The sequence below is a fragment of the Sinorhizobium saheli genome, from assembly GCF_001651875.1.
Lineage (GTDB): Bacteria > Pseudomonadota > Alphaproteobacteria > Rhizobiales > Rhizobiaceae > Sinorhizobium > Sinorhizobium saheli.
On the sequence record NZ_LNQB01000087.1, the window covers coordinates 1 to 22403 of the forward strand.

A 22403-nucleotide genomic window follows, 5' to 3' on the forward strand; every position below is an offset into this window, starting at 1 on the left:
AGTATTACGCCATGCTGGACGAGCCAGCCATGGCCGCATAACTTAAACCAACCGGCCTCCGGCAAACCCGGCGCGGTTCAACTTCTTCAAGAAAATTGGTATCAGTACGGGTCGTCTTGACGAGGGCGTAAGAGAAGATCATTCGGTAACGGCCTTCGCCAAGGGCCTCTGGGACGACCGGATAGGCCGCTTCAAGCACATTTCGTTTGCTTAGTTTCGCAGGTTGCTCGTGGCGCAGCGGCTCGTAATGGACTGGGATGTTATTTCTTTCGTTGGGGCGGGCCCACTGAGATTTGGAATGACGCCGGCCGACGTTGCGTCGATCGTCGGCAGTCCTGATCAAATAAGACAAGGCATACGTAGCACCAGAGAAGTGAGGTCGAAGGGTTTGCCGATTCTTTACTACCGCTCAGGAGTTCTATCAGAGATAGAGTTCTACCGCGAGGTGGAGAATGTCAGATTCGAAGAGATTCAGTTCTTTGTGGACGATGGTCTTGAATGCCTTCGTTATCTAGAGGCAAGGAATGGGGGAGCCGTAGTAAATGTCGGAGCCGTCCTCTTCCAGAATCTAGGATTGACTACGGGTCGGCTCGACGAGGCTGTCGTGGAAGCCCACACCGTAACTGCATTTCAAAAGGGGCTATGGGACGACAAAGTCGTAAAATTTGACAGAATCTCGTTCCAATGATCCGCACGGAACTGATGTTTCATGAGAGACGAACTCCAACGATCCGGAATATGTAAACATATTCGAGGCGGTGCCGGCACGCGTGCCGATGACGCCGCACCGGTAGACGAAGCGGCCGCGCATCGAAGGCACGCCAGTGGCGATCGTCGCCGGCCCGCCGGGCGAAGAAATCCACCCGGACAAATACGGCCGCATCAAGCTGTGGTTTCCCTGGGACCGCAAGGCCAGGAAGGACGGCTCTGACACCTGCTGGGTGCGCGTCGCGCAAAGCTGGGGCGGCGGCAGCTGGGGCGCCTAGGTGATCCCGCGCATCGGCATGGAGGTGATGGTCGCCTTCGTCGACGGCGACCCAGACCGGCCGCTGGTGACCGGTGTGGTGCCGAACCCGGCCAATCCGGTGCCCTATGATCTGCCGGCCAACAAGACGCGCATGGTGCTGCGTTCGAACACCCACAAGGGTCAGGGCTTCAACGAGATCACCTTCGAGGACGAGGCGGGCCGCGAGAACCAGTTCTTCCACGCCCAGAAGGACCAGACGACGCGGGTCCTCAACGACCGCACCAAGCGCATCGACCGCCACGAGGTCGCCTCGATCGGCGCCAACCGCGCCGTCGAGNATGGTCGGCGGGACCGGCCCGATGGCGATGGCGCTGATGGGCGCCGTCCAGGGACTTTCCGGCCACACCGCCGGGCTCCTCTCCCGGGCCGGCCAGATCGCTGGCGGCCTCGGCAGCCGCGAGGGCGTGGTGGCCGGCGCCAGCCCCCGCGCCGATGCCGGCACGGCACTCGCCGGCTCGCACTAGCGGGCCGGCCGACTGGAACTTCGAGGCACCGCGCATGGCGCGAGGAGACGCGACCCCGTCTTGCGAGGTGACTAGATTTTTTGCGCTGGAGCTGTCGCAGACGTGCTTTGGGTGCAGGTCAGAAGAATATTTTTCGTTTTGACGGCGCAAGGTGGGAACGGATTGAACATCCCGATATGTGAGATTAGTCTTCCCCAGCCACAACCCACGCCCCCAGTCACACGGCGGAACAATCGCCGCCCGGATCGATTATGGGTGCAGGGCAGGATGCGGAGCGTGCTCGATCCGCGCCCAACCTGCGTGTCCCATTAATGAAGCCGGTCGCGTTCACGGCCCGGGCGTTGCAGCCCGCCTCGACGGGGTCGGCGATGGCAGTGGAGCTTCCCATGACCGCTTCGATGACCACGATCGACCATGATACGATTCGCAGCTGGGTGGAGGCCCGTGAGGGCCATCCGGCGCGCGTCAAGGGTGCACCAAACGGGGGCATCCTTCGCATCGATTTCGGCAAGCCGGAGGAGACGCTGGAGGAAATCTCCTGGGAAGAGTTCTTCCAGATCTTCGAGAAGGAAAACCTTGCGTTTCTTCATCAGGACCTGACCGACGACGGGCAGACGAGCCGCTTCTGCAAGTTCATCCATCGCCATTGATCCGCGGCGCGGGTGACCTTGCGGAGAGCGGAGGTCGCGGCAGCCCTTGCGCGTTGCTCGCGCTGCGGCAAAGGCAGATTCACTTGCTCGCTTCGTCCTCCAGGTTCTCCGGCAGCTCGATCTCGATCGTGCAAACGAGGCCGTCGGACTGGAACTGCCGATGGACGACGCTGCCGGGCAGACCTTTTTCGATCAGCACGCCGCCGAATCCCTGTTCCTTCGGCTGATTGACCGGCGGGCCACCGGATTCCTTCCAGGTGACGGTCAGGTGTCGGCCTTCGGTTCGCTCACTGACGTCCCAGGTGAGCGCGACACGCCCGTGCTTGGTCGAGAAGGCGCCGTATTTGGCGGCGTTGGTCGCGAGTTCGTGGAGCACCAGGCCGAAGGGAGTGGCGAGCTCCGGCGTCAACATGACCGGCTCGCCCTTGATGCGAAGTCTCCGCCGATCGCCGCCGGCATAGGCCTGGAGCTGACCGAGGGCGAGCGCACCCAACTCCGCGCCGGCCCATTCAGACTCGACAAGCAGGTTGTGGGCGTTTGCAAGCGCCGCAAGGCGCCCATCGAAGCGTTCGACGAAATCTTCGGGCGAGGCCGTGGTGCGCATCGTCTGACGCGCCAGCGATTGCACGACGGCGAGCGTGTTCTTCACGCGATGGCTGAGTTCCCCGAGCAGGAGCTGGCGACGCCGCTCCCAGCGCTTCTGGTCTGTGATGTCGCGGGTACTTTCGAGAACGAGACGGCGGTCGCCGAGCGGCATGAGCTCGATGTGGCTCTCCACCGTCAGGACATGGCCGCTCTTCGTGGTGTGGTGCAACTCGCCGCTCCAGCGGCCGTTTTCAATCAGGGATTGCCGGAGCTTTGCGAAGGACGAGCCGGGCACCGCGGTCTTGAGCAAGCCTTCCTTGCTCCGTCCGAGCGCCTCCTCCTTCGTATAGCCGTAAAGCGCCTCGCTGCCGCGGTTCCATTGCATTATCCCGTCGTCGAAATCCCAGACGAATATCGGCGACCGGGACAAATCGACCAGGCGCATCTCCTGGTTGAGGCGCTGTGCGCTCTCCTTTGCCACCTCTTCGGCGTGGCGCCGCTCGGTGATGTCGACGAAGGTCGCCACGACGCCATCGATCTTGTCGTCTATGGTCCGATAGGGTCGCATCCGCACCAGGTACCAGCCGTCGTTGCGGCTTTTGACTTCGCGTTCGACAGGCGCAAGGCTTTCGAGTACGGCGCGCGCGTCATCGGCCAAGCCTTCGTATTCGAGCTGATGCGTAAAGTCGGTGATCGGCCGGCCTTCGTCGCTCGCGGTGACGTTGAAGATCTCCATCAGCCGCGGCGTGAACCGTTTGATCCTGAGTGCCGGGTTGAGGAAAAGCGTTCCGACGTCCGTGGCGGCCATCAGGTTCTGCAAGTCGCTGTGGGCACGCGACACGCTTTCGAGCTTCAGCTTCAGTTCGTTGTTGACCGTCTGCAGTTCCTCGTTGATCGACTGCAGCTCCTCCTTGCTGGTCTCGAGCTCTTCTGCCGTCGAGCGATATTCCTCGTTCATCGACTGCAGCTCTTCATTGGCGGCGCGTAATTCTTCGTTCGCGGCCTCCGATTCCTCCCTCGTCGCCCGCAGCCGGCTTTGTGCGAGCTGCAGTTCCTCCTGCAATTGCCGAATTGTTTCGTTGGTAGCGGGATGTCCGTCCGGCGTCTCGACTTCGGTCGCGCTATTGTCGACCGCCTGGCCCTCGATGAACAGCACCAGGGCATGCCGTGTCGGCTCGTCGTCGTGCCGGACCGGCTTCACCTGCAGGTAGATGCGCCGCGGCTGCCCCTCCAAGCGGGCGAGGATCGGCATGCTCAGCGTTGCTTCGTTCCGCTCGAAGGCGCGATGGAGCGCCGCGCGGAGATCGAATCGAAACTCGTCACGGACCAGATCCGACGCATCCATGCTGACCGGCCCGCCTGACGGGCGCAGGAATCTGCCGGCATTATCGGAAAGGTGGATCGCCCGATGGTTTTCGTCGACCAGCATGCTCGGGGGCGCGATCCGCTCGAGCATCTGCCGGTGCAGAGCCGCATCGCTATAGGTGGTGCCCGGCGATGACGGGCGCGCGACGGCGGGTGCCCGCTCCGTCGTGTGATACGGCCCGAGGAGCACAGGCAGGGTCGGACGTCGCTCGTTGCCGATCGCTATGGAGCGGTAGATCCGCGCGTCCCGATCGAGGGTACGGAAGAGCCCGGCCGGCGTATCGGCGCTCTCCGATGAGCCGAGGAACAGGAAGCCGCCCGGATTGAGGGCATAATGAAAGGTGCTGCATACCTGCTGCTGAAGCTGCCGATCAAGGTAGATCAACAAGTTGCGGCAGGAGATCATGTCGAGATGCGAGAAGGGCGGGTCTCTGAGCAGGCTGTGGCTGGCGAAAAGGACCACGTCGCGAAGTTCGCGACGGACCCGGTAATGGTCGCCTTCGCGCTGGAAGAAGCGGCGCAAGCGCTCTTCCGAAAGATCGTTCTCAATGGTCGCCGGGAAACGCCCCTCCCGTGCGAACGCCAGGGCTCCGGCGTCCAGGTCCGATCCGAAGACCTGGATATCCGGGGTGAAGTCGCGCTTGGCGGCTTCCTCGAGCAGGAGGATGCCGACCGTATAGGTCTCTTCGCCGGTCGCACAGCCGGGCACCCAGACCCGGATGCTGCTGCCGGCCTCCTTTCCATCGAACAGTTGCGGAATGACGTGTTGCGCAAGCGTGTTGAAGGCCGCCGGATCGCGGAAGAAGGTCGTCACCGAAATCAGGAAATCGCTGAAGAGTGCCTGCGCCTCCTCCGGGTTATCACGCAGGTGGGCATAATATTCGGGCAGCGTTTCCTTCCTCAGAACCTGCGCCCGCCGGCCGATGCGGCGCAGGATGGTTGCCCGCTTGTACTGGGAGAAGTCGTGCCCGGTGCGAACCCGGACATGCGCCAGAATGCGGCCAAGCATGTCTTCGTCGCCGGCGCGGGTGGCGCGAACAGGAGGGAGCTGCGTGCGGTTGGCCAGGAGGTCCGCGAGCTGCTCCGAAAGGGCCGGGAGGGGCAAGACGAAATCTGCGGTTTCGGTCGCAATGGCGTTGTCGGGCATGGACGAATATTCGGCATCGTGCGGATCCTGTACGAGCACGATGCCGCCCGCCTCCTTGATCGCCCTGACGCCTATTGCCCCGTCGGCGCCCGCGCCGGTGAGAATCACGGCAAAGGCTGTCCCGTGTTGCTCGGCAAGAGACCGGAAGAACAGGTCGATCGGCGCTCGGTGCCCCCGGGCCTCCTCAAAGGGAAGTGCGGATATGGTGCCGTCGGCGATCTTCAGCCGCGTGTTCGGAGCAATCACGTAAACATGATTGCTTTCCAGCCCGACCTCGCCTTCGACCTGCGTGACGGGCATCTTCGTCCGCATCGACAGAATGTCGGCGAGTTCGCTCCTCACGTCGGGGTCGAGGTGGAGAATGGCCACGAAGGCCGCACCGGTGTCGTCGGGAATGTGCTTGAAGAAGTCCCGCAGGGCCTGGACACCACCGGCGGAGGCTCCGATTCCCACAATCGGCGGATCCGCTTCCTGCGTCATGCTTCACCTTCCCCCAACTGATTTCGCCGCCAGCAATTCTTCCGATCATGGCGGGATGTCTGGCGATCACCGATCGCTGAAGCAGGCTCATATTTTATACCGAACGAAGCCCCGGCGACAGGCTTCTTATATCAGGCGACGCGTTGACGCCAAGGCCGCCGCCCGGAAATGCTCAATGGTTTCCGCCAGCTGTCGATGGCAACCCGCATTCAGGCGCGCAGCCTTCCCGGTCATTGCGACGGCGCGTCGAACTTATACGACTCTGGCGCGTTACGCATCAAACGGAAGCACGCCATGAGCCGCCGCGACGTAATAGCCATAGGGGGTTCGGTTGGGGCGGTGGAGGCGGTGAAACACCTGCTTCACGGTCTTCCTTCCGACTTCGCAGCCGCCGTGTTCGTCGTCATTCACGTCGGCGCGCGCGGCAACAACCTGCTTGCCGACATTCTGGATATGCACGCGGCGATTCCGGTCAGAACCGCGGTTGATGGCGAGCGCGTCAAGCACGGCCAGGTCTACGTCGCGCCCGCGGATCATCATCTGCTGGTCGTCGACGACGTCGTGAGACTTGGCCGAGGCCCGCGGGAAAACCTGTCCCGACCGGCCGTCGACCCGCTGTTTCGATCCGCGGGAACAAGCTACGGTCCGCGCGCCATTGGCGTGGTCCTCACCGGCATGTTGAACGATGGGGCGGCGGGTCTAGCCGACCTGAAACGCTGCGGCGGCGTCACGGTGGTCCAGAACCCCACCGATGCTGCTGCGCCGGACATGCCGCTCGGGGCACTGAGGGCAAGCGACGTCGATCACCGAGCTCCGCTCGGGGAGCTCGCGGCGTTGCTTTTGAAGCTGACATGCGAAACGCCGGGGCCGCGGCCGGAAGTGCCGCCGGATATCAAATTGGAAGTCGACATTGCTCTCGGGCGCCGGGTCGATGCGGACGTGATCGGCCGCATCGCGGATGCGGTGCCGATCTCCTGCCCATCCTGCGGCGGCGTGCTCTCGCAGATAAAAAGCTGGCCACCGCTGCGGTTCCGCTGCCAGGTGGGCCATGCCTTTACCTCCGACGCGCTGGAGTCAGAGAATGAAGGGACGGTGGACGAGGCCTTGAGACTGGCGTTGCGCATCATCGAGGAGCGGACGACGCTCAGCCAGAAGATGGCTGAGGATGCGCGGCGCAGCGGCCTCCAGGCGGCGGCCGCGGCAAACGAGCGGCGGGCCAAGGAGGGTCGGGAGTATGCGGAAACCTTACGACGGGTGCTTCTCGGCAAGGGCGCTGATCCAGGCAAATCCGGTAAGAGCGCCGGCTCCTGATGCGGCGCCGGGCCAAGAGAAATGGCCCAAGGAAAGACGCCCGCCGGCCATCGTTCGACGGCCGGTCCTCACGAAAACCGGGAGGCACGTCGGTCGTCGGCGCGAGGACGTGGACGATGCCGTTTCGCTCTTCTGGCGCGGCGTCTGGATGACCGTCTTTTAGGAGATCGCCAAGAACCTTATGGCGCAAGCATCTGCTCGATTTCCCGCAGGCGGTACGTCAGGCGCTGGATCTCGTTGCGCTTTTCGGCGACGACGTCTCTGGCGGTCTCGAGCCGGTCGGCGCCCGGCAGCGTCCCGACGGCGGTATGGGCCTCAGTTGCGATCGCATCGATCTCCGACTCGAGCGCGTCGATGCGCTGGCGCAATTCGTCGAGCTGTCTCTTCACTCCCGGCCGCGGGCTTGCCTGGTCGCGTTCCCATGCATCGACCGGCTCGTCGATACTCGGTGGGTCGAGCGGTCGCGCCGCAACCGATGATCGTGGCTTTTCGTGCTTGTTGCTACTCATGACTGGCCTCCCATGAGGCTCACAAACTCCCGACCGCGGACGAAGTTCCATCCCGTCCGATAAAGCGGTGCCATACGCTGGAGCATTTTTGCGGCCGCTCGGAACTTCCCGCCGCCGTTCTCGTTTTTCTTCGCGCCATATGTCGCCATGTGGGGAGGGTGGTTCCATGCATGTCGAAGAAAATCTCGAGCTTCATTTCGATCTGTTGAGCCACAAGGCGCTGCTGTCGTGCGGCGACAAGGAATACCTGCTTCCGGACATCTATCCGACGAAGGAAATGGCGCAGGTCGCTGCGCAGAAATTCGCCTGGGAGACGCTCGGTTGGAAAGAGCGGGCGCCCGGGTGTCGGCAGCCCTCAGATGTGCCCGTCTGGCTGCGCTGATCAGCCTTGCTCCTCCGCGGCCCCCCCCGCAGCACCCGGAGCGTTCCGCCATACGGTCACGGCCGGGCCATTGGCGCCGAGCACGGGATCGAGGCAGGGCAGCGGCACCGAAGCGATCGCCTGGCGATCGGCCTCAGTCGCCGATGATCGCTGAATGTCCGCATCTTGTCCGGGCGGATAGCCGCCGACGACCAGGAAATTGCTACTCGCCTCGAGCCGGCGGTGGCCGGTTCCGGCGGGAAGCAGAACGACGTCGCCGGCGACGACCTCCAGCTCGCGTCCGCCCGGACCGCCGATCAGCAGGGTGGCCCTGCCCGCGGCGATGCCGAGGACCTCATGCGCGTAGGAATGATAGTGGTGGTAGCCGAAGACGCCGTTGCGCCAGAGGCCTTGCCAGCCATTGGCGCGGAAGCGTTGCTCGATGCGTATTGCGCCTTCGTGCGATACGTCGATCGCACGCTGATAAACGAGAACCGGCAGGTGCGGGTTGTTTGGCACGCCGTCGCTTTCTGCAAACATGAGTTCGTCGACATTCATCGGTCTCTCCCGAGGCGTCTACGACGCCCTTTTCGGAAGGAGGCGGGAACGAACGCCGCCTCCATGCTGTTGAAGATAGGTCGGAGCGTTGCATTGGGAACCATGGAGCGACGACGATGAAGAAAGCCGAATGGTCGCAGGAGGTGACCGAGCGCAGCGACGCACTGGACCTCGAGCCCGGGGTCTTCAAGTCGGATGACCCGAAGCTCGTCGCGCATTCGCTGAAGCGCTCCGCCGAGCGAAGCCAGCGCCGCAAATCGAGTGCCTTCCGCTCTGCCATGTCCATGCTGACGTTCTACATCAACCGGGCCGGCGCCGGACTGGACCGCCGGCAAAAGGACGTGCTCGAACAGGCGAAGAACGAGCTCAGAAAGGACTTCGGCCGAGAGCCCAAGTAGATACCTGCAGCTATGGGGGTGCCTTCATGACCTACACGCTCTATTACTGGGATGGCATTCCCGGGCGCGGCGAGTTCGTGCGCCTCGCGCTCGAGGAGGCGGGCGCCGATTATGTCGATGCCGCCCGCGCGCCAGGCGGCACGCGCGAGATGCTGAGGCTGATGAAGAATGCCGGCAGTCCGGCGGCTCCTTTTGCGCCGCCGTTCCTGGTCGAGGGCCGCCTCGTCATATCGCACGTCGCCAACATCCTGTTCTATTTGGGGCCGAAGCTCGGGCTGGCGCCGGAGAACGAAGAGCTGCGCTACGTCGCCAACGGTATGCAACTGACGGTCACCGATTTCGTTGCCGAGATTCACGATACCCACCACCCGATCGGCGTCTCGCTGTATTACGAGGAACAGAAGCCGGAGGCGCTGCGGCGGTCGGCGGACTTCCTCTCCGAGCGCCTGCCGAAATTTCTCGGCTATTTCGAGCGCGTCCTCGGCCATAACCCGATGGGAGACGCGCATATCGTCGGCGACAGGCTGAGCTACGTCGACCTCTCGCTCTTCCAGGTGATCGAAGGGCTTCGCTATGCCTTCCCGCGGGCGATGCGGTCCCTCGAGGCGAATATCCCCGCACTGGTCGCGCTGCACGATGCGGTCTCGGCACGGCCGAGGATCCGCAGCTATCTCGTTTCCGACCGGCGGCTTCCCTTCAACGAATCCTGCGTGTTCCGGCATTATCCCGAACTCGATCGATGATTGCGGCGGTCAACCGACCCGGTCTGCGATCCTCGTGAGATCGCTCACGAAACGAGCGCGTTCCGCGTCGGCGTCGGCCCTGTCACGAATTCTGAGGAGATAGGACGGATGAATGGTGACGAGCACGGGGTAACCGCCAGGGGTGGTGATGAACTCGCCGCGGTTCCTGGTCACCCCGACGCGTCGCCCCAGCAGCGACAACAGCGCGGTCGCTCCAAGCGCAACGACGATTTCGGGGCGAAGCTGGTTGAGCTCGGCGCCCAGCCACCAGGCACAGCGTTCGATTTCGCCGGCATTGGGGCGCGCATGAAGCCGGCGCTTCCCGCGCTGCTCGAACTTGAAGTGCTTGACGGCGTTGGTGACATAGCAGTCCGACCGGTCGATGCCGGCCTCGTGCAGGCATTCGTCCAGCACCCGGCCCGCGGGACCGACGAAGGGGTGCCCGGCGAGGTCCTCGCGGTCGCCCGGCTGTTCGCCGACGAGCACGATGCGAGCATCCGCCGCTCCCTCGCCGAAGACGAGTTGCGTGGCGTTCTTGTAAAGGTCGCAACGCTCGCAGCCCTCGGCCTGGCGCCGAAGGGCGGTGAGCGTCGGCGCGTCGGCATGGTCGCCGGAGAGTGCCGGACCCGTTTTCGCCGCTTCTCTCGGCATCTCGTGTCGAGGATATTTCCTCGCTCCCGATCTCCTCGTTTCCGCCTGGGCCTGGAGCGGGATGCACTCACATGCGTTCGCGCCACCGCTCCATCTGTTTGTTTTTGCCGCATTTGTGCGACGTCAGGTGATTCCACCTGACTGCACAATGCTCTAACCGCGAGGCCAGGGCCATGTTCCGCCCGAGCTCTCGCCGGTCCTCGACTACGGGTTCATCTCGGGTTGTTGAGGTATGACTTGAATGCCTGCAGCGTTTCGGTGCTGACGTAATGTTCGATGCCTTCGGCATCGATGCGTGCGGTCGCCGGGCTGACGCCAAGGGCGCAGAGGAAGCTCTCGACGATCTGATGCCGCTCCCGGCTCCGCTCGGCGAGTTCGCTGCCCTCGGCGGTCAGAAAGACCCCGCGATAGGGCTTCTGCTGGATCAGTCCCTCTGCGGCAAGACGCTTGAGCATCTTGGCGACGGTCGGCTGCGCGACGCCGAGCCGCTGGGCGATGTCGACCTGGCGGGCCTCGCCGCCGTCGGCAATCAGGTCGGCGATCAGTTCGACATAGTCCTCGACGAGTTCGGTTCTCCGGCTGATGCGCGTCTGGCGAAAGCTCTCGACCTGCGCGTCGGCGTCAACGAGCACACCCTGAAAAGTCTCTGCTGTCGGCTTGATGGACATGCGGTTTCCTTCTGCACTTCCCAGAGGAAATCTTAGCCGTGGCTATACCATATTGCAACGCTCTACGATTCCTCACATTGGGCGAAGGGAAGGGCGCGTCTTGACATTCATCATTATAGCCATTGCTATATTGTAGGCATTGTGCTTCTATTAGGCGAACGTGCTATATAAGGAATCGACGATGCGCCGCTGGTTACCATCTCTCGTCAGTCGCCGCGGTTTCCTCGGCGCGGGTCTCGTCGCCACGGCGGGGGCCGCTGTAACCGCCCGCGAAACCCTCGGCCAGTCGGGCATGCCGCAGCGCCACGCCGGCCACGGCGGCTACGATCCCGCCGGCGGCGGCACTCCGGCGACGCCAAATCATGCAACGGCGCACGGCGCCATGATCACCGTCGGCGATGTCGACAATGCCCGCAACGGCTTCGATCCGACCGCCATGCTGACGGACTGGTACACCGGCGAGGTGTCGATGCTGCCCGACGGTCGGCGCCTGCGCACCTTCGAGGTGACGGCCGAGGACAAGGAGATCGAGATCGCGCCCGGCGTGATGTTCCCCGCCTGGACTTTCAACGGTCGCGTTCCCGGTCCCGCACTTCGGGCGACCGAAGGCGACCGGTTGCGGATCGTCTTCAAGAACTACGGCTCACATCCGCATTCGATGCATTTCCACGGAATTCACGCCGCGCGGATGGACGGCGTGCCGCGCGCCGGTGTGGTTCAGCCGGGCGAGGAGTTCGTCTACGAGTTCGACGCCAAGCCCTTCGGCTGCCACCTCTACCACTGCCATGCGCTGCCGCTTGCGAGACATATCCACAAGGGCATGTATGGCATCTTCGTGATCGACCCCGATCCGGAGAAGCGTCCTGAGTTTGCCGATGTCGCGCGCTCCCGCCTGTTCGGCACGCCGGAGAACGCCGAGTGGCAGGAACTGGCGATGGTGATGAACGCCTTCGACACCAATTTCGATGGCGAGAACGAGTTCTACGCCTGCAACACCATCGCGCATTGCTATGCGAAGCAGCCGATCAAGGTGGTCCGCAACCGGCCCGTCCGCATCTATCTCATCAACATGACCGAGTTCGACCCGATCAACTCGTTCCACCTGCATGCGAATTTCTTCGACTATTTCGACCAGGGAACGACGCTAACGCCGACGCTGAGGACCGTCGATCTCATCACCCAGTGCCAGGCGCAGCGCGGCATTATCGAGTTCAATTTCGCCGATGAGGACCATGAGCCTGGCCTCTATATGTTCCACGCCCACCAGTCCGAATTCACCGAACTCGGCTGGATGGGGATGTTCGATGTCGTCGAGGCCGTATCATGAACGAGCGAGTGGTGGTCGAGAATACCAAGGTCGTCGCGGACGAGCGCGCTCCTCGGGCAAGCCTGCTGTGGCTCGTAGCGCCGTTTGTCGTGCTTGCCGCGGCACTCTGGTGGCTCGTGGCCGCCGACCCGCTTGCCGGCTTCAACAACGGCGCGCCGCCCGTCGAGAACCTGACGGTCGAGCGCACGATCCTCGACCAGGACGGCTTGCGCCTGCTTGTGCGGGGCGGCGGTTCGGAAGCCATGCATATCGCCCAGGTGCAGGTGGATGCGGCCTATTGGCAGTTCGAACAGACCCCGCCAGGACCGATCGAGCGAGCCGGCACCGCATGGATCTCGGTGCCCTTCCCATGGGTGCTGGGAGAGGCCCACAACGTCACCCTGGTCACCAATACCGGCGCGACCTTCGAGCACGAGATACCCGTCGCCATCGCGACGCCGGTCGCAACCTCCGGCGCGCTCGCGTCGCAGGCGCTGCTCGGTGCCTTCGTCGGCATCCTGCCGGTGGCGATCGGCCTGATGTTCTATCCGGCGCTGCGGGGCGCCGGACCGTGGATGATGAGCTTCCTGCTGGCGATGACCATCGGCCTGCTCGGCTTCCTGCTGATCGACACGATCGAGGAGGCCCTCGAATTCGCCGCCGCGTCGGCGCCGCTGTTCCAGGGCTCGGCGATGGTGATCCTCGCCGCCGCCGCCGCATTCCTGATCCTGATGGCCATCTCGCGACGCGAGCGGCGGCCGAGCGGTCTTGCGCTCGCCACTTATATCGCGCTCGGCATCGGTCTCCACAATCTCGGCGAGGGTCTGGCCATCGGCGCTGCCTTTGCCGCCGGCGCAGCGGGCCTCGGCACCTTCCTGGTGATGGGCTTCACGCTGCACAACATCACCGAAGGCATTGCGATTGCGGCCCCCATCCTGAAGACGCGGCCGCCGCTCTCGCGGTTTGCCGCCCTCGCGCTCCTGGCTGGCGGACCGGCCGTCCTCGGCATATGGCTGGGCAGCCTCGCCTATGCCCCCCACTGGTCGGCGCTCGCGCTGGCGATCGGCGCCGGAGCCATCCTTCAGGTCATCGTCGAGGTGTCCGCCGCATTGACACGGGCCAATGAGGAACGGCTTGCGGGTTTGCTTACGACGCCGGTGCTGGCCGGAGCCGGATCGGGCGTCGCATTCATGTACCTGACGGCCATGCTGGTGAAGATCTGAGCTCGCCGGCCTCCTGACGGCTCAGGGTTCGTGCGGCCATTGCGGATGCAATTCGTCGATAGCCAACGCTTGGGCGATATCGGCCAGGCTGCTCAAGACGCGATGGCGGCGATGATGCCGGGGCCGGCAAGTTCGCGCGGCGGGTCCGTCGTCCGACCATGCTCCCCGCTGGTGAAGATCGGCGTCCCGCGAAATGCCGGAATGGCCTTCCTGTGCTCCGAAAGATTGATCCGCAACTCGAGCGAAGCCGCCCCGAATTGCCAGTCGATGGCGACCACGCCGGTGGCCCCCGCGATCGTTCGGAAGTCCGGGACGGCGGTGCGGACCAGCAGAGGCACGATATGCCGCTGCCTGATCCCCGCGAGTTCGCCTATGAGCGCGAGACGCCGCCTGCCTGCCGGGCTCTCGGCGCGGCTCCAGCGCAGCTTGGAGTTTTCAAAGGTCTCCGGGGCCAGCGGATCGGGCAAATCGTCGGCTGTCCTCCCCTGCGGAATGCCACCGAAATTCTCGGCCTCGTCCCGGCGCCCCAGCCGGATGGCATCGGCGATCTCGCCCTGGTAGTCGCAGAAGAAATGGAAAGGCTGTGTCTCCCCATATTCCTCGCCCATGAAGAGGAGCGGAATTTGCGGCATGAGCATCAGCATGGCCGTCAGGACGCGGAGCCGCTCCTCCTTCACGAGCGAGGTGAGGCGTTCGCCGAAGGCGCGGTTGCCGATGTGGTCGTGGTTCTGCAGAAAGTGCACGCGCGCCTGCGGCGCCACCGGCGCATCGGCGGGCGAGGGAGCGAAGTTGTCCTCCTTCGAGGGCAGGGCAAAGCCGGTGGTCATGGCCTCCAGGAGATTGCCCCATGCGTCTTCGGCGAAGGGCAGGTAGTGGCCCTTGGTTTCCCCGGTCGCAATCACATGCAGGGCGTTGTGGAAGTCGTCGTTCCAGGCCGCGTCGAAGAGCACGCGAGCGCCGTCCGGGCCGCGCGCGAGCAGACTTCTGCGGCGATCGGCGTCCTCGACGACCAGATGTATCTCACGGTCGGCGAAGGTCTGCCGCAGTTCCTCTGCCAGCGCGACCAGGAAATGCCGCTCGCTCGTGTCGCGGATCTGGTCGGTGGCATCGAAGCGCAGGCCGTCGAAGCGGAATTCGCCGAGCCAATAGAGCGCATTCTCGATGAAATAGCGCCGGACGGCCTGCTCCTCGAAGGCGATTGAGGCACCCCAGGGCGTCGGGCGGTCCTTGTTGAAGAAGCGCGTGGCATAGCGGGCGAGATGGTTATGCTCCGGGCCGAAGTGGTTGTAGACGACATCGAGCAGGACCATGAGGCCGAGCGAATGGGCAGCGTCCACGAGCGCCTTCAGATCGTCCGGCGTGCCGTAGGCGTTGTGCGGCGCATAGTGCAGCACCCCGTCATAGCCCCAACCGCGGCCGCCCGGAAATTGCGCGACCGGCATGAGCTCGATCGCGGTGATGCCGGCGCGGGCCAGATGCGGCAGATGCGCGATCGCGGCGCGGAAGGTGCCTTCCGGGGTGAAGCCGCCGACATGGATCTCCGAGATGATCGTCTCCTCCCACGGTCGCCCACGCCAGGAGTCGGTTTTCCAATCATAGGCAGAGTGATCGACGAGTACAGATGCGCCGGAGGCGCCGCTTTCCTGGGCCGAGGAGGCGGGATCGGTCACGGCAGTGCCGTCTGACAGCCGGAACCAGTAGCGGTCGCCCGCCCGGGCTTTCGCGGTGATTTCGAACCAGCCGTCGTCGCCCGGCTGCATCGCATGCTCGGCGCCGTCGAGGACAAGGCGGACATCCCGCTCGTCGGGGGCCCATAAGCGGAATCGTGCTTTGTCGGGGGCGGTGAAATCGGCACCCCAGCTTCTCTTGAAACGCACCGGCATTGTTCGTCCTCGCATCGTCGCTCGTCGTCAAACGGAAGATGAGAAACTGGCATGGCTCGGAGAAGTTCCCGTACCTGCTCGATCCCTTGGGACGCCGAGAGGAACAAATGTCGCCCTTCCACGTTGCCTCATCGCTGTTCAGGCTTGGATCGCGACGACGATCCGGGGGAAGCGACCGGGACTCAAAAACATGGACGATTTTGAACACTTGCAGCGGGAGGCTATGCAGGGATGAATGTGGCCTTTACCGAATTGGATTTCATGAAGCCGGAGCTCGGTGCCGAATATACCGGGCGGGGAACGCATTTCGCCGTCTTCTCCGCCCATGCCGAAAAGATCGAGCTCTGCCTGTTTTCCGAAGACGGCAGCGAGGAGGTGGCGCGCCTGCCGCTGCCAAGACGCGAGGGCGATGTCTGGTCCGGCTATATCGAGGGAATCGGCCCGGGGACGCTTTACGGCTACCGGGTGCATGGTCCCTATGATCCGCATAACGGCCACCGGTTCAACCCGAACAAGCTGCTCCTCGATCCCTATGCCAAGCAGATCGCCGGGGCGTTTACATGGGATGACGCACTGTTCGGTTACACGATCGGCGCCGCGGAGGCCGACGTCTCCTTCGACGAGCGCGACAGCGCCCCCTTCATGGTCAAAGGCGTCGTGCAGGACCCCGCCTTCGATTGGGACGGCGAGGAGGCGATCCGCCGCCCCTGGACAGAAACGATCATCTATGAGACCCATGTTCGCGGCATGACGATGACCCATCCGGGTGTTCCGGAGGAATTGCGCGGCACCTTCCTCGGAATGGCGAGCGACGCGATCATCGACCATCTGGTCAAGCTCGGCGTCTCCGCCGTCGAACTGCTTCCGGTGCAGTATTTCCTCGACGACCGTTATCTGCTCGACCGCAATCTCAGGAACTACTGGGGATACCAGACGCTGGGGTTCTTCGCGCCGCATCCGCGCTATCTGAGCGGCGGCCGCATCACCGAATTCAAGACGATGGTGAAGCGGTTCCATGCCGCCGGCATCGAAGTGCTGATGGACGTCGTCTACAATCACACGGCCGAGGGGTCGGAGCAGGGCCCGACCTTGAGCTTCCGCGGGCTCGACAATCTCAGCTATTACCGTCCGTCGCCGGAGGAACCGCGCCACACCTACGACATGACGGGCACCGGCAACACGCTCAACGTCGCCCATCCGATGGTGCTGCGCATGGTTCTCGACAGCCTGCGCTATTGGGTCGGCGTCATGCATATCGACGGCTTCCGCTTCGATCTCGCAAGCGCGCTCGGTCGCGAATCCATGGAGTTCGATCGCGAAGGCGGTTTCTTCGACGCGATCCGGCAGGATCCGATCCTCGCCGGCGTCAAGCTCATCGCCGAGCCCTGGGATATCGGCCATGGCGGATATCAGCTCGGCGGCTTCCCGCCACCGTTCCGCGAATGGAACGACCGGTTCCGCGACGACGTCCGCCGCTTCTGGAAAGGCGATTCCGGCATGATCCCGGTGCTCGCCGAGCGAATCCTCGGCTCGCCCGTGCAATTCCGGCATTCGGACCGCGCCGCGACCTCGTCGATCAACCTCCTGAGCGCCCATGACGGCTTCACGCTGATGGATGCGGTTTCCTACCGGGAGAAGCACAACGAGGCCAATGGCGAAGAAAACCGCGACGGCCACGGGGACAACCATTCGGACAATATGGGCGCCGAGGGCGCCACCGAGGATGCGGGCATAAACCAAGCCCGCCGGCGGCGGCGCGCCGCCATGCTTGCGACGCTGATGACGAGCCAGGGCGTACCGATGATCCTGGGCGGCGACGAACTGGGCAACAGCCAGGGCGGCAACAACAACGCCTATTGCCAGGACAACGAGATCGGCTGGATCGATTGGAGCCGAACCGACGACGGGTTCCTCGATTTTTGTCGCAAGATCATCGCCTTCCGCAAGAAACATCCCATCATGCGTCAGGACAGGTTTCTCGACGGCGAGCCCAACGAAGACGGACGTGTCGAATTCGCGTGGTACAAGGCCGACGGCGGCCCTATGGACGAAGCGGCCTGGCAGGACGGCGCGTTGCGGCTGGTAGGTGTGTGGTTTCGCCGCATCACCGCCGGCGAGACCGGGCCCGACGGCGAGATATTCCTGGTCCTCAATGCCGGCGACGATCGGGAGATTGCACTTCCGCAGAGCGAAGGCGCGGGATGGCAGCGCGTGCTCAGCACCGCGGACGAGGATGCATTCGGCGCGCGCGCCGCAGCGGATCGGGAGCTCATTCCGGCGCAGAGCGTCGTTGCCTTCGTTCCGCATACGTGACGAAAGCGCGCCGGCAGTCCTGCTTCGCAAAACCGTTCAAGCGCATATTGGCGGAACAATCGCTCCCCGTCGGGATTGTCCGATAAGACGCCCGTGTTCGCGCACGCGATTTCCATGAAAATGGGAGGTGAAAATGCCAAATCCGCGCCAACCGGAACCGACGCCGCATCCGCCGCCGCCCTGGGAGCCTGAGCCGCCGATCGAAGAGCCTGAACCCGACCGCCTGCCGGACGAGGCGCCTGTTCCCAACCCCGATGAGAATCCGCAGCCGCCCCAGCACTGGAGTCCGCGGCAAGCATGGAACAAATGGACGGTCGTACCGTTTGCATTTTCGCCATTGATGGCGACGAACCGTGAGGAAGGGACATGGAACACGAAAAGGAAGAACTGATCAGGCGCCGGGCCTACGCGATCTGGGAGCAGGAGGGCCGCCCGGAAGGCGAGCATCATCGGCACTGGGAGCAGGCCTCGAGAGAAATGCAAGGACAGCATGACGGCAGCGGCGACGGGGCTGAGAAGGACCGAAGTGAACCCGCTGCGGAGGCTGTGAGGGCCCCGTCACGGGGCCGCAACGGAAATTCCGCGCGGGCGACCCGCCTCGCCGGACAAGGCTGAACGACCAAGGCCGAACGACAACGGCGGCCGGCGCGACAGGCCGCGGCCCACCTCATGGGTCGTCGGCGAGCGCGCCTGCCGCCGGTACAAAGGAGCAAGACAATGCACGTATCGGACATCATGACCAGAGACGTCCATCTCGCGACCCCCGACGACACCATTGCGACAATCGCGCGGCAGATGGCCGAAAACGACATAGGCTTCATGCCGGTCGGCGATCACGATCGCCTGGTCGGCATGATAACGGACAGGGACATCGTGGTGCGCGGCGTCGCCGACGGCCTCGATCCCCAGGCAAAGGTCCGCGACATCATGACCACGGACGTCAAATACTGCTTCGAGGACGACGAGGTCGACGAGGTGGCCCGCAACATGGGTGACATCCAGGTTCGCCGCCTGCCGGTCGTCAATCGCGACAAGAGGCTGGTGGGGATCGTCTCGCTCGCCGACGCGGCCCGCGATCAGCCGGGGGTCGCCGGCACCGGCCTCAAGGGCGTGACCGAACCGGGCGGCGCGCACAATCAGGCGGGGCGAACCGGCTGACGGGCGCGATGCATTTTCCCGCAAGTCTACGAAAGGGATCGGGGGCGCAACGGCGCCCCTTTTAGTTCGCTTCAAGGGAGGCAAAGATGCCAGGGAAACAGGAAAGCCTGCCGATCGGCGGCGGCCGTGAGGGCGCTGCGGAGCCCGAAGACCACGTTGCCGATGCCTCGGACGTAGGAAGCGCTGCTTTCACCCTCAGCGATGAGAACCGGAGGCGGCCCGATCCGCCGCAACCGCCGCCGCACGACTATGGCGGCGGCGACGAGCAGGTCGGCCGTGCGCATCCGCTTGGAGCCGAGCCTCAAACCGCGGAAGCCGAAGCCGGATCGCATGACGCGACCGGCGGGGAAGCCTGGAACCGCGCGCTCGGCGGCAACACCAGCGCCGGCACCCTCAGGCTGCTTGCGGCCGTCGGAGTGTTCATCGTGATATCGGCCCTGGTGTTCTGGTTGGCCGCCGGTTGATGAAGGCTCGGCCGACGATTTTGGGTCTATCCGACCCAAAATCAAAAGCAGGCCATTGAAGAGCGTTACTGCGCCGGTGCGGCCGGTTGCGCCGGCGTCGATGTCTGAAGCTTTTCCTGAACCTTCTGCGCGAGCGCCGGATCGCTCTGTGCCGCCTTCAGGATCGTCGTATATTCCTCCACCGACATGTTCGGCGAGGCCTCGACCGCCTTGACCATTTCCTGGCTAGCTTCGTTCTGGAGCTTGGCCTTCGCCGACTCGTCCTTGGCCGCTCCGATCTTGGCGGAATATTCCTGCCTGACCTTGTCGACCTGAAGGTAGGCCACGGCGAAGGCCTCGATCTTCTGTTCGCTGATGGGCGCGCTCGCGCCGGGCTGCGACTGCGAGGGCTGTGCCTGTTGCGCTTGCGCGAGTTCAAGCGCAGAGGCCGGGCCGAGACCCATCAGGCTGGAAGCTGCAACGGTCAGCGATGCAACGAGTGTGTAACGAGTGATCATGTTCTGTCCTCCGTGACGTGCATGACGTGAGCGGCAGCAAAACCGCCTGTGATTGCCCGGTCGCGGAGACTCGCGACGCAAGCGACCGAACGACCATGGAACCCTCAAAAGGGCTCGGTGCGGCGATGAAGGGGCAATTTGCTGACCATTGAGCGGCAGCTTTGTGGCTCCGGCTGAACGCGTTCTCCTGCGATGCCGGGCAGCAAAAAGGGCGCTCGACCCTTGCGGGGAGCGCCCTTTGACCCGGAGAACGCGGGCGCCGGCGGACTTTGATCCGCGCGCTGGTTCTCGATGACGGGTAGTGGCCGATAAATGGAGACCACTGCCGCCGATTTCAAGAGGGGTCGTGCAATTGCCGGTTCGGATCAGGCCGCGTCCAGCGGCTTGCTCGCCCGGATCGCGTAACGATGTTGATTTTTGCGGGCGAGCCCCTTGAACAGGCTCCAGTTCTTCGCCTGCGTCCGGTGTATCTCGCCGAGATCGGTATCGACTTCTATGTCGGCGAAGCCGGCCGCGCGGAGCAGTTCGACGACGGCTTGCGACCGGGCGCCCTGCGAGAAATGAACGCGGGACAGGATGCTGCGATGTGTTTCCAGCATCTCGCGTGGTTGCGCCGGCGCGTCCGGCCTGGTGAGGCCGACGCGCTGGCTCCAGGCATTGAGCGCCGAGAAGAACCGCTCCAGCCGGCCGGGATTGACGAAATCGCCGTCGATGATCAGCAAGCGGCCGCCGGGTTTCATCACCCGCAGCCATTCCCGGAAGGCCGCTGGCGGATCGACCAGCGTCCAGACCAGGTGCCGGTTGACGACGACGTCATAGCGGCCGTCCGGTTCCATCGTGTTTTCCGCGTCGCCGAGGCGGAAGGAGATGCTGCGTCTGCGGTCCTTCGCCTTGCGGCGCGCCCGTTCCAGCATGGGCTCGGCCCAGTCGAGCCCGGTCACCTTGAAGCCGAGGTCGTCGAGCAGGTGAGAGACGACCCCGGTTCCGCTCGCGAGATCGAGCGCCGGCCGGCCCGCCCCGTCTCCAAGATGGCGCCGGAAGAGCCGGTGCCAGGCGGCGCGCTCTTCCTCGGAGAAAATCTCGTGGCCGGGCGAAAGGTCGAAGGTCGCGGCGCGCTCCGACCAGTAGGCCTTTATCTCGTCACGAAGATCGTAGTTTCGCCGCTCCGCCACGTCGCTCATTTCCGTACCTGCCTTGTCTCTCGATGATGGCCGGAACGAACCGGCCATCGCTTGCTGTCGGATCCGGGGTCGGGACGCACACCAAACCGCGCGCTTTGCCGGCCCCGCTCAAATTGGTTTGGAAGCGTTCTAAAAGATAATTGTTGACCTTGAAAGTCATGAAATACTAGAAAGCCTCGATTTTTATCGGAGCAGGAAAACAATGCGACTTTTCAACAGGGTGGCCGCCGCCGCCGCGGGTTTCTGCGTGCTTTTTGCGACCGCAGCACTCGCCGAAACGGTCAAGGTGACCGATATCACCGGCCGTCAGGTCGAGATCCACGTGCCGGTCGAGCACGTAATTCTCGGCGAGGGGCGCCAGATCTATTTCGTCGCCGCCCTTGACAAGGACGAGCCCTTCAAGCGCGTCGTCGGCTGGCGTGACGACCTCGCAAAGGCCGATCCGGAGACCTATGCCGCTTACCTCGCCATGTATCCCGAGATAGCGAAGCTGCCGGCCTTCGGCGGCATGAAGGACGGGACCTTCGACATCGAGCAGGCGGTGGCGCTGAAGCCCGACGTGATGCTGATGAACATCGACGCCAAGGCGGCGACAGAGGAGGCGGGCTATATCGAGAAGCTCGAGAAAGTCGGCATTCCGCTCGTCTATGTCGACTTCCGCGAAAAGCCGATGGAGAACACCGAACCGAGCATGCGCCTGATCGGCAAGCTGTTCGGCAAGGAAGAGAAGGCCGAGGAATTCATCAAGTTCCGCGCCGACAATATCGCCAGGGTGACCGATGTCCTGGCAAAGGCCGATCCGAAGAAGCCGCTCGTCTTCATGGAGCGGGCCGGCGGCTATTCCGACGACTGCTGCATGTCCTTCGGCAATGAGAATTTCGGCAGGATGGTCGAGTTCGCGGGCGGCGTGAACATGGCGAAGGACATCATTCCCGGCACCTTCGGCACCGTCAATCCGGAGCAGATCATCGCTTCCAACCCGGACCAGGTCATCATCACCGGCGGCAACTGGGAAGGATATGTTCCCGGCGGCGACTGGGTCGGCGTCGGCTACGGGGCAGATGAGAAGGAGGCGTTGCGCAAGCTCGAGAACCTGACGAAGCGCCCGGCCTTCACCGATGTGAAGGCGGTCAAGGAAGGCAACGTCCACGCCATCTGGCACCAGTTCTACAACAATCCCTACCAGTTCGTGGCCATCCAGCAGATCGCGAAGTGGCTGCATCCGGACCTCTTCAAGGACCTCGATCCCGACGCGACGTTCAAGGAACTGCACGAGCGCTTCCTGCCGCTACCCTATAAGAGCGGCTACTTCGTCTCGCTGAACGTCGGTCAGTAAACGCCCGGACCGGAGGGCGCCGCCCTCCGGTCGTCTTTCTGCGAGGTCTTGCCAATGCGGATGCTGAAGAACGTCGTCTCGGCTCTGGCCGCCCTGTCGATGGCCGCGGCGCCGCCGGTCACCTA

The 22403-nt window shown here is 63.8% G+C and carries 22 protein-coding genes and 2 pseudogenes; 16 read left to right on the plus strand and 8 right to left on the minus strand.

Features of this window, described 5'->3' with window-relative positions; all coding sequences use genetic code 11:
- The first annotated feature begins 298 nt into the window (after positions 1–298).
- The 4 genes and pseudogenes from ATB98_RS22230 to ATB98_RS22240 all read left to right on the plus strand — a co-directional run bounded on the left by ATB98_RS22230 (position 299) and on the right by ATB98_RS22240 (position 2141).
- Positions 299–688, plus strand: coding sequence for a hypothetical protein (locus tag ATB98_RS22230; protein ID WP_066877579.1), 390 nt, complete (start codon positions 299–301; stop codon positions 686–688).
- 25 nt (positions 689–713) lie between these two features.
- Positions 714–1304, plus strand: a pseudogene (gene tssI / locus ATB98_RS22235) (type VI secretion system tip protein TssI/VgrG); the annotation flags it as partial.
- A gap of 1 nt (position 1305) precedes the next feature.
- A pseudogene (locus ATB98_RS30120) lies at positions 1306–1485 on the plus strand (hypothetical protein); the annotation flags it as partial.
- A 392-nt stretch (positions 1486–1877) separates the two neighbouring features.
- Positions 1878–2141, plus strand: a complete 264-nt coding sequence (locus tag ATB98_RS22240) for a hypothetical protein (protein WP_066877581.1) — start codon at positions 1878–1880, stop codon at positions 2139–2141.
- Between the two features lie 79 nt (positions 2142–2220).
- On the opposite strand, the gene ATB98_RS22245 is transcribed toward ATB98_RS22240, so the two are convergent.
- Positions 2221–5718: a chemotaxis protein CheB gene (locus tag ATB98_RS22245; RefSeq protein ID WP_066877583.1), complete on the minus strand. Its 3498-nt coding sequence runs from the start codon at positions 5716–5718 to the stop codon at positions 2221–2223.
- A gap of 294 nt (positions 5719–6012) precedes the next feature.
- Between ATB98_RS22245 and ATB98_RS22250 the strand changes: the two genes are divergently transcribed.
- Positions 6013–7029, plus strand: coding sequence for a chemotaxis protein CheB (locus ATB98_RS22250; RefSeq protein ID WP_066877585.1), 1017 nt, complete (start codon positions 6013–6015; stop codon positions 7027–7029).
- A 179-nt stretch (positions 7030–7208) separates the two neighbouring features.
- On the opposite strand, the gene ATB98_RS22255 is transcribed toward ATB98_RS22250, so the two are convergent.
- Positions 7209–7538, minus strand: a complete 330-nt coding sequence (locus ATB98_RS22255) for a hypothetical protein (protein WP_066877587.1) — start codon at positions 7536–7538, stop codon at positions 7209–7211.
- A 166-nt stretch (positions 7539–7704) separates the two neighbouring features.
- On the opposite strand from ATB98_RS22255, the gene ATB98_RS22260 reads away from it, so the two are divergent.
- Positions 7705–7920, plus strand: a complete 216-nt coding sequence (locus ATB98_RS22260) for a hypothetical protein (protein WP_066877589.1) — start codon at positions 7705–7707, stop codon at positions 7918–7920.
- Here ATB98_RS22260 and ATB98_RS22265 read toward each other — a convergent pair whose 3' ends face one another.
- Positions 7921–8457: a cupin gene (locus ATB98_RS22265; protein WP_066877591.1), complete on the minus strand. Its 537-nt coding sequence runs from the start codon at positions 8455–8457 to the stop codon at positions 7921–7923.
- Between the two features lie 116 nt (positions 8458–8573).
- Here ATB98_RS22265 and ATB98_RS22270 point away from each other — a divergent pair, with 116 nt between their 5' ends.
- Complete coding sequence (locus ATB98_RS22270) at positions 8574–8855, plus strand: DUF3175 domain-containing protein (RefSeq protein ID WP_066877593.1); 282 nt, start codon at positions 8574–8576, stop codon at positions 8853–8855.
- Positions 8856–8881: 26 nt separating this feature from the next.
- Positions 8882–9598, plus strand: coding sequence for a glutathione S-transferase (locus ATB98_RS22275; RefSeq protein ID WP_066877595.1), 717 nt, complete (start codon positions 8882–8884; stop codon positions 9596–9598).
- A 9-nt stretch (positions 9599–9607) separates the two neighbouring features.
- On the opposite strand, the gene ATB98_RS22280 is transcribed toward ATB98_RS22275, so the two are convergent.
- Positions 9608–10312 (minus strand): UdgX family uracil-DNA binding protein, encoded by a 705-nt coding sequence (locus ATB98_RS22280; protein WP_084435680.1) that lies wholly within the window; start codon positions 10310–10312, stop codon positions 9608–9610.
- 149 nt (positions 10313–10461) lie between these two features.
- Positions 10462–10917, minus strand: a complete 456-nt coding sequence (gene mntR, locus ATB98_RS22285; RefSeq protein ID WP_066877599.1) for a manganese-binding transcriptional regulator MntR — start codon at positions 10915–10917, stop codon at positions 10462–10464.
- 181 nt (positions 10918–11098) lie between these two features.
- Here mntR and ATB98_RS22290 point away from each other — a divergent pair, with 181 nt between their 5' ends.
- Both ATB98_RS22290 and ATB98_RS22295 read left to right on the plus strand, forming a co-directional pair.
- Positions 11099–12244: a multicopper oxidase domain-containing protein gene (locus ATB98_RS22290; protein WP_066877601.1), complete on the plus strand. Its 1146-nt coding sequence runs from the start codon at positions 11099–11101 to the stop codon at positions 12242–12244.
- The gene (locus ATB98_RS22295) at positions 12241–13446 is read left to right on the plus strand and encodes a ZIP family metal transporter (RefSeq protein WP_202879857.1); all 1206 of its coding nucleotides are present in this window, start codon (positions 12241–12243) and stop codon (positions 13444–13446) included. Before ATB98_RS22290 ends, ATB98_RS22295 begins: the two co-directional genes overlap by 4 nt.
- 92 nt (positions 13447–13538) lie before the next feature.
- Here ATB98_RS22295 and treZ read toward each other — a convergent pair whose 3' ends face one another.
- Positions 13539–15329, minus strand: a complete 1791-nt coding sequence (gene treZ, locus ATB98_RS22300) for a malto-oligosyltrehalose trehalohydrolase (protein WP_234781987.1) — start codon at positions 15327–15329, stop codon at positions 13539–13541.
- 231 nt (positions 15330–15560) lie between these two features.
- On the opposite strand from treZ, the gene glgX reads away from it, so the two are divergent.
- From glgX to ATB98_RS22320, 5 genes are all read left to right on the plus strand, one after another.
- Positions 15561–17642 (plus strand): glycogen debranching protein GlgX, encoded by a 2082-nt coding sequence (gene glgX / locus ATB98_RS22305; protein ID WP_066877605.1) that lies wholly within the window; start codon positions 15561–15563, stop codon positions 17640–17642.
- Positions 17643–17775: 133 nt separating this feature from the next.
- Positions 17776–18033, plus strand: coding sequence for a hypothetical protein (locus ATB98_RS29565; RefSeq protein WP_084435682.1), 258 nt, complete (start codon positions 17776–17778; stop codon positions 18031–18033).
- Positions 18009–18257: a DUF2934 domain-containing protein gene (locus ATB98_RS30570; RefSeq protein ID WP_066877607.1), complete on the plus strand. Its 249-nt coding sequence runs from the start codon at positions 18009–18011 to the stop codon at positions 18255–18257. The genes ATB98_RS29565 and ATB98_RS30570 overlap by 25 nt, the downstream gene beginning before the upstream one ends.
- Before the next feature lie 102 nt (positions 18258–18359).
- The gene (locus ATB98_RS22315; RefSeq protein ID WP_066877609.1) at positions 18360–18800 is read left to right on the plus strand and encodes a CBS domain-containing protein; all 441 of its coding nucleotides are present in this window, start codon (positions 18360–18362) and stop codon (positions 18798–18800) included.
- An 86-nt stretch (positions 18801–18886) separates the two neighbouring features.
- Positions 18887–19264, plus strand: coding sequence for a hypothetical protein (locus ATB98_RS22320; RefSeq protein WP_066877611.1), 378 nt, complete (start codon positions 18887–18889; stop codon positions 19262–19264).
- A 65-nt stretch (positions 19265–19329) separates the two neighbouring features.
- Here the strand turns inward: ATB98_RS22320 and ATB98_RS22325 are convergent, their stop codons facing one another.
- A complete protein-coding gene (locus ATB98_RS22325) occupies positions 19330–19761 on the minus strand; it encodes a DUF4168 domain-containing protein (RefSeq protein ID WP_066877613.1) in 432 nt (143 codons plus the stop codon).
- Between the two features lie 365 nt (positions 19762–20126).
- Positions 20127–20942, minus strand: a complete 816-nt coding sequence (locus tag ATB98_RS22330; RefSeq protein ID WP_066877615.1) for a class I SAM-dependent methyltransferase — start codon at positions 20940–20942, stop codon at positions 20127–20129.
- Between the two features lie 202 nt (positions 20943–21144).
- Between ATB98_RS22330 and ATB98_RS22335 the strand changes: the two genes are divergently transcribed.
- Complete coding sequence (locus ATB98_RS22335; protein ID WP_066877617.1) at positions 21145–22278, plus strand: ABC transporter substrate-binding protein; 1134 nt, start codon at positions 21145–21147, stop codon at positions 22276–22278.
- Positions 22279–22403 lie beyond the last annotated feature (125 nt).

Bases quoted from the DNA above. Each gene is read 5' to 3' on its own strand.
- ATB98_RS22230 (WP_066877579.1), top strand. From the start codon at position 299: ATGACGCCGGCCGACGTTGCGTCGATCGTCGGCAGTCCTGATCAAATA.
- ATB98_RS22240 (WP_066877581.1), top strand. From the start codon at position 1,878: ATGACCGCTTCGATGACCACGATCGACCATGATACGATTCGCAGCTGG.
- ATB98_RS22245 (WP_066877583.1), bottom strand. From the start codon at position 5,718: ATGACGCAGGAAGCGGATCCGCCGATTGTGGGAATCGGAGCCTCCGCC.
- ATB98_RS22250 (WP_066877585.1), top strand. From the start codon at position 6,013: ATGAGCCGCCGCGACGTAATAGCCATAGGGGGTTCGGTTGGGGCGGTG.
- ATB98_RS22255 (WP_066877587.1), bottom strand. From the start codon at position 7,538: ATGAGTAGCAACAAGCACGAAAAGCCACGATCATCGGTTGCGGCGCGA.
- ATB98_RS22260 (WP_066877589.1), top strand. From the start codon at position 7,705: ATGCATGTCGAAGAAAATCTCGAGCTTCATTTCGATCTGTTGAGCCAC.
- ATB98_RS22265 (WP_066877591.1), bottom strand. From the start codon at position 8,457: ATGAATGTCGACGAACTCATGTTTGCAGAAAGCGACGGCGTGCCAAAC.
- ATB98_RS22270 (WP_066877593.1), top strand. From the start codon at position 8,574: ATGAAGAAAGCCGAATGGTCGCAGGAGGTGACCGAGCGCAGCGACGCA.
- ATB98_RS22275 (WP_066877595.1), top strand. From the start codon at position 8,882: ATGACCTACACGCTCTATTACTGGGATGGCATTCCCGGGCGCGGCGAG.
- mntR (WP_066877599.1), bottom strand. From the start codon at position 10,917: ATGTCCATCAAGCCGACAGCAGAGACTTTTCAGGGTGTGCTCGTTGAC.
- ATB98_RS22290 (WP_066877601.1), top strand. From the start codon at position 11,099: ATGCGCCGCTGGTTACCATCTCTCGTCAGTCGCCGCGGTTTCCTCGGC.
- ATB98_RS22295 (WP_202879857.1), top strand. From the start codon at position 12,241: ATGAACGAGCGAGTGGTGGTCGAGAATACCAAGGTCGTCGCGGACGAG.
- treZ (WP_234781987.1), bottom strand. From the start codon at position 15,329: ATGCCGGTGCGTTTCAAGAGAAGCTGGGGTGCCGATTTCACCGCCCCC.
- glgX (WP_066877605.1), top strand. From the start codon at position 15,561: ATGAATGTGGCCTTTACCGAATTGGATTTCATGAAGCCGGAGCTCGGT.
- ATB98_RS29565 (WP_084435682.1), top strand. From the start codon at position 17,776: ATGCCAAATCCGCGCCAACCGGAACCGACGCCGCATCCGCCGCCGCCC.
- ATB98_RS30570 (WP_066877607.1), top strand. From the start codon at position 18,009: ATGGAACACGAAAAGGAAGAACTGATCAGGCGCCGGGCCTACGCGATC.
- ATB98_RS22315 (WP_066877609.1), top strand. From the start codon at position 18,360: ATGCACGTATCGGACATCATGACCAGAGACGTCCATCTCGCGACCCCC.
- ATB98_RS22320 (WP_066877611.1), top strand. From the start codon at position 18,887: ATGCCAGGGAAACAGGAAAGCCTGCCGATCGGCGGCGGCCGTGAGGGC.
- ATB98_RS22325 (WP_066877613.1), bottom strand. From the start codon at position 19,761: ATGATCACTCGTTACACACTCGTTGCATCGCTGACCGTTGCAGCTTCC.
- ATB98_RS22330 (WP_066877615.1), bottom strand. From the start codon at position 20,942: ATGAGCGACGTGGCGGAGCGGCGAAACTACGATCTTCGTGACGAGATA.
- ATB98_RS22335 (WP_066877617.1), top strand. From the start codon at position 21,145: ATGCGACTTTTCAACAGGGTGGCCGCCGCCGCCGCGGGTTTCTGCGTG.